The organism is Paracoccus sp. MC1854, from assembly GCF_014164635.1.
Lineage (GTDB): Bacteria > Pseudomonadota > Alphaproteobacteria > Rhodobacterales > Rhodobacteraceae > Paracoccus.
The window spans coordinates 1-5,526 of sequence record NZ_JACJFU010000071.1 but is presented as its reverse complement, the minus strand read 5'-3'; the positions used below and the strand labels follow the sequence as shown (position 1 = coordinate 5,526).

The 5,526-nt window shown below is 64.0% G+C and carries 5 protein-coding genes and 1 pseudogene; 2 read left to right on the top strand and 4 right to left on the bottom strand.

Annotated elements, in window-relative coordinates; all coding sequences use genetic code 11:
• Window positions 1–194 (top strand): transposase (locus H5395_RS17560; protein WP_182791347.1); only part of this gene is annotated, 194 nt, incomplete at its 5' end.
• Between the two features lie 15 nt (window positions 195–209).
• On the opposite strand, the pseudogene H5395_RS17555 reads toward H5395_RS17560, so the two are convergent.
• Window positions 210–479, bottom strand: a pseudogene (locus tag H5395_RS17555) (transposase); the annotation flags it as partial.
• Between the two features lie 400 nt (window positions 480–879).
• Complete coding sequence (locus H5395_RS17550) at window positions 880–2,049, bottom strand: mandelate racemase/muconate lactonizing enzyme family protein (RefSeq protein ID WP_200559503.1); 1,170 nt, start codon at window positions 2,047–2,049, stop codon at window positions 880–882.
• A gap of 123 nt (window positions 2,050–2,172) precedes the next feature.
• Between H5395_RS17550 and H5395_RS17545 the strand changes: the two genes are divergently transcribed.
• Window positions 2,173–3,060 carry a LysR substrate-binding domain-containing protein gene (locus tag H5395_RS17545; RefSeq protein ID WP_182793809.1) on the top strand — a complete coding sequence of 296 codons (888 nt, stop codon included), beginning with the start codon at window positions 2,173–2,175 and terminating at the stop codon, window positions 3,058–3,060.
• Window positions 3,061–3,082: 22 nt separating this feature from the next.
• Here H5395_RS17545 and H5395_RS17540 read toward each other — a convergent pair whose 3' ends face one another.
• Both H5395_RS17540 and H5395_RS17535 read right to left on the bottom strand, forming a co-directional pair.
• Window positions 3,083–4,168: a tartrate dehydrogenase gene (locus H5395_RS17540; protein ID WP_182793810.1), complete on the bottom strand. Its 1,086-nt coding sequence runs from the start codon at window positions 4,166–4,168 to the stop codon at window positions 3,083–3,085.
• Window positions 4,169–4,255: 87 nt separating this feature from the next.
• Window positions 4,256–5,221, bottom strand: coding sequence for a tripartite tricarboxylate transporter substrate-binding protein (locus H5395_RS17535; RefSeq protein WP_182793808.1), 966 nt, complete (start codon window positions 5,219–5,221; stop codon window positions 4,256–4,258).
• Between the last annotated feature and the right edge of the window lie 305 nt (window positions 5,222–5,526).

The window sequence follows — 5,526 nt, the reverse complement described above, 5'->3', positions numbered from 1 at the left end:
GCATTGCTCGGCGGACAGTGGACAGCAGCGAGAGGTTGGGCTGCCACCGCTGGGTCGTCGAACGAACGCTTGCCTGGCTCAACCGCTTCCGCCGTCTGACTATCCGCTATGAGCGACGCGCCGACATCCACGAGGCCTTCGTAATCCTCGGCTGCGCCCTCATCTGCCTCAACCAGATCAGAAGGTTTTGTTAGGTGTTCTTAGAAGTTTCCCGAGGCAGCCTCCTTGAGAATGAGATTCTCCAGCGTCAACTCGGACACCGCCTTCCGCAGCCGCTCGTTCTCCTTCTCGAGATCCTTCAGCCGTGTCACCTGGTCGCTCTTCAAGCCGCCGAACTCCTTCCGCCACCGGTAGTAGGTGAACTGGGTCACGCCGATCGAGTGCACCGCCTCGGCCACGGGCTGGCCTTGTGACACCAGCACATCGACCTGCCGGAGCTTGGTAACGATCTCCTCGGGTTTGTGCTTCTTCTGGGGCATTCCGTCGTCCTCCATCTGGCTCAAAAGCCTACCTCAGGGAGGACCACTTTTCAGGGGGCAGGCCAGGAACTGGCAGGCGTCGGGGAGCGCGAGGGAAGCGGTGCTGGGCGCAGGAACGCGAAGACGAAGCCGCGATAATTCAGTCGTCATCGAGCCGAGTGCGGTGCCTGTCACTGCGCTGCCCCCCGCGACATGTATGTCCGCGATCTCCACCTCGATATAATCCGGATGAAGCCACGAGATTTCAGGTAAGTATACGCATAAAGCCATTCCTGCGGCTGGATCGGCCCATTCAGGGCGAGATGCCGTTGGTGGAGACCGGATTGACGAGTAGCGGCCAACGGACGGCGGCGGGATGAAAGGACTGCCGCCCGCTACCAGACCCAAACGAGGAATAAGTTCACTCCGCCAGTTCGCGCATGACCTTAATGAGATCGGATTTTCCCTCGAAGCCGATGCCCGGCAGGTCGGGCATGGTGATATGGCCGTCCTCGACCTTCACGCCGTCTGGAAAGCCGCCATAGGGCTGGAACAGGTCCGGATAACTCTCGTTGCCGCCGAGCCCCAAGCCGGCCGCGATGTTCAGCGACATCTGGTGGCCTCCATGGGGGATGCAGCGGGTGGGCGACCAGCCGAGCTGCTCCAGCACATCGAGCGTGCGCAGGTATTCCACCAGGCCATAGGACAGCGCGCAGTCGAACTGGAGCCAGTCGCGGTCGGGACGCATTCCGCCGTGACGCAGCAGGTTGCGGGCGTCCTGGTGCGAGAACAGGTTCTCGCCGGTAGCCATCGGGCCCGGGTAGAACTCGGACATGGCAGCCTGAAGCTGATAGTCCAGCGGATCGCCGATCTCCTCATACCAGAACAGCGGGTATTGGCGGAGCATCTTGGCATAGGCGATGGCGGTTTCCAGGTCGAAGCGGCCGTTTGCGTCCACCGCGAGCTGCGCATCGTTGCCGATTTCGTCCAGAACCGCCTCGATCCGGCGCTGGTCCTCCTCGATCGGCGCGCCGCCGATCTTCATCTTCACCACGTTGTAGCCGCGGTCGAGATAGCTGCGCATCTCGCGGCGCAGCGCACTGTCGTCCTTGCCGGGATAGTAATAGCCGCCCGCCGCATAGACGAAGACGCGCGAGTTGGCCTCCCGCCCCTTTGTCTCGGCCAGCAGCCGGAACAGGGGCTTGCCCGCGATCTTGGCCACTGCGTCCCAGACCGCCATGTCGATCGTGCCGACAGCAACGGATCGCTCGCCGTGGCCGCCCGGCTTCTCGTTTTTCATCATCGCGGCCCAGATCCGGTGCGGGTCCAGGTTGTCGCCCATATCGTTCATCAGCGATGCCGGATCGGCTTCGAGGATCCGGTCGCGGAAGCGCTCGCGGATCAGCCCGCCCTGTCCGTAGCGGCCATTCGAGTTAAAGCCGTAGCCGACCACCCGTCGCCCGTCGCGCACAACATCGGTGACGACCGCGACAAGGCTGGCCGTCATCTTGCTGAAGTCGATATAGGCATTGCGGATGGGCGACGAAATCGGCTTCGTGACCTCGCGGATATCGACGATGCGCATGATGATCTCCCCTTCTTTCCAAGACATCACTAGCCGACCTGCACCGGAGGCAGCCAATGCCGTTTCTCCCTTGAACCATGCCGATTCGGCACTGTTTATGGTGCAGCGCACGGCAGCGAAGGGATGGCGATGAACTCTGTCTGGCTCGAGGATCTGGTTGCGCTGTCGGAATGCCTGAACTTCTCGAAGGCCGCCGAGCGGCGCCATGTGACGCAGCCCGCCTTCGGCCGTCGCATCCGCGCCTTCGAGGAGTGGTGCGGTCAGCCCCTCGTGGACCGGTCCTCGCACCGGCTGGAGCTGACCGATGCCGGGCGGCTGACGCTGGCCGCGGCACAGGACATCCTGCGGCGGACGAATGCGCTGCAGCGCGAGTTGTCCGAGATCGAGAGCAGCACGAGCTCGCTGACCTTCGCCTCGACGCAGGCGCTGTCCTTCACCTTCTTCCCGGAATGGTTCCGCGATGTCTCGTCCCTTGCCGCGGGCGCCTCGGTCCATCTTCTGTCGGACAACATGCGAGCGTGCGAGCGCATCATGGAGGATGGACGCGCGCAGTTCCTGCTGTGCCATGCGCATCCGTCCAGCCCCATGGAACTGCCTGCGGCCCATTACAGCCGGATCGAGCTTTCATGTGATCGGCTGGTGCCGGTCATGGCCGCAGGCACCACGGCTTGGCTGGACGATCTCGGCAAGGGGCCGATGCCGTTTCTCGGCTTCGACCACAACTCTGGTTTGGGGCGCATCCTGAACAGCGTGCTAGGGGCACGACGGGACCGGCTGCCGCTTCAGACGGTGTTCACCTCGCATCTGGCGATGGCCTTGAAAACGATGGTCGCCGAAGGCAAGGGGATGGCCTGGATTCCGGTCAGCCTGATCCGGCAGGAACTGGACGCGGGCAGTATCAGGCTGGCCGGGGGCGACGACTGGGCCGTGGATGTGTCCATCGTCCTGCTGCGGCCGCGCAGCCGCATGTCGCCGCTGGCGGAACGGTTCTGGGCCGGGATTTCGAAGGCGGGCTGATCGCCCGCCCCGTGCCCGGAACTCAGGCCAGCATGTCTGCCACGGCCTTGCCGCAGGTTTCCGTATCGGCGTTGCCCCCCAGATCGCGGGTGCGCAGCCGTTGCTCGGCCAGCACGGCCTCGATCGCGCCCATGACGGCGGCGCTTGCCTCATTCTCTCCGAGGTGTTCCAGCATCATGGCGGCCGACCAGATCTGCCCGATCGGGTTCGCGACCCCCTGTCCCGCAATGTCGGGGGCCGATCCGTGGACCGGCTCGAACAGGGACGGGAAATTGCGCTCGGGGTTGATGTTGCCGGAAGGCGCGATGCCGATGGTTCCGGTGCAGGCCGGACCGAGGTCCGACAGGATGTCCCCGAACAGGTTCGACGCCACCACCACGTCGAAGCGGTCGGGGTTCAGCACGAAATGCGCACACAGGATGTCGATGTGATACTTGTCCCAAGTGATGCCCGGATAGGCTTTCGCCATTTCCTCGACCCGCTCGTCCCAGTAGGGCATGGTGATCGAGATGCCGTTCGACTTGGTGGCCGAGGTCAGCCGCTTGCGCGGGCGCTTCTCGGCCAGGTCGAAGGCGAAGTTCAAGATGCGGTCCACGCCCACGCGGGTCATGACGGTTTCCTGCAGCACCGTCTCCCGTTCCGTGCCCGGGAAGATGCGGCCGCCGATGGAGGAATACTCGCCCTCGGTGTTCTCGCGCACGACATAGAAGTCGATGTCGCCGGGGCCGCGCCCGGCCAGGGGGCACGGCACGCCAGGCATCAGACGCACGGGGCGCAGGCTGACATACTGGTCGAACTCGCGCCGGAACTGGATCAGCGAACCCCATAGCGAGACGTGGTCGGGCACTGTCTGAGGCCAGCCCACGGCGCCGAAGAAGATGGCGTCATGGTTGCCGATCTTTTCCTTCCAGTCCTCCGGCATCATCTGGCCGTGCCTGAGGTAATAGTCGCAGGAGGCGAAGTCGAACTCGTCCATCTGCAGCTGGAAGCCGAACTTCTTCGACGCGGCCTCGAGAACGCGGATTCCTTCGGGCACCACCTCCTTGCCGATGCCGTCGCCTGCGATCGAGGCGATCTTGTGGACGCGGTTCGTCTTCGTTTCCGTCATCATGCACTCCAGTCCGGTTCCCCCCGGCTGACACCGGGTATTTGCGCCAGCGCTGCCAGCCAGGGCCAGCGCTGGCAATCCTTCTCGTCAGTCGGCGAACTCGCCCGCCGCCTCGATGATCGGCTTCCACCGGTTGATCTCGGAATCGAGCTTGGCATGCAGCGCTTCGGGCACCGCCTGGGCCGGGGATGCCGGCGTGGTGGCAAGCTGGCCGAAACGCTCGATCAGCGTGGGGTCCTGCATGGCGGCCTGCAGTGCCTCGCTGAGTTTCGCAACCACCTCGGGGGGCGTGCCTGCGGGCGCATAGGCCCCGTGCCAGACGCTGACCTGGAAGCTTTCCAGTCCCTCTTCGGCAGTCGTCGGAAGATCGGGCAGATGCGAGGACCGCTCGGGGCTGGTGATCGCATAGGCCTTGACCTGTCCGTCGTTGATGGGTCCGACGGTGTTGGTGATCTGGTCACAGGTCAGATCGACCTGCTTGCCGATCAGGTCCGTCAGGATCGGTCCGTTGCCCTTGTAGGGAACGGTCGTCATCTTCGTCCCCAGCATGGACATGAACAGCGTCCCGCACAGGTGCGATGCCGCGCCGATGCCGGCATGGGCATAGGTGACGTCCATGCCCTGCTCCTTGATATGGGCCGCCAGTTCGGCAAAGGACCCGGCCGGGAAGTCGGTGCGCGCCACGACGGTCATCGCGGCATCGCTGATCAAGCCGATGGGGGCGAAATCCTCAGTCGCGTTGAAAGGCAGTTGCCGGTAAAGCGACGGCGCCGTGGACATTCCGACGTGATGCACGAGGATCGTATAGCCATCCGGTTCGGCATCGGCGACGTTCCGTGTCCCGATCGTGCCGCCTGCGCCGGTGACGTTCTCGACAACGACCTGCTGGCCGAGATGCTTCGACATCGCATCGGCCGTCAGGCGGGCGATCGTGTCGGTGGGACCGCCCGCCGAATAGGGCACGACGACATGGATGCTGCGGGCAGGATAGTCCTGCGCAGAGGCAGCGACGGCGCCCAGCGATAGCGCGGCGGCAACTAGAACCGGCCTCATCAGATTCCTCCCAAAATCCTTAGTTCTCCAAGTTTCCAGTGAACAGCATCCACTTGCGCGGTCCAGTGCCGTTCCGGCCTGAAACAGTGCCGAGGGTGAAAAGCCGCAACGGAGGCGAGATCGGGTCCTATCCCTCCAGACCTCCAGTGCCTGTTCCTGGTTGCGTATGGGAGGACTTAGAGCGCCTAACAAAACCGCCTCTCGTGCGTTAGGGGACATGAGCAAGCCCCTTGTATCCGATGATCTGTGGGCGGCGCTGGAGCCGTTGCTGCCGAGGCCGCGGCCCAAGCCCCAGGGCGGCCGTC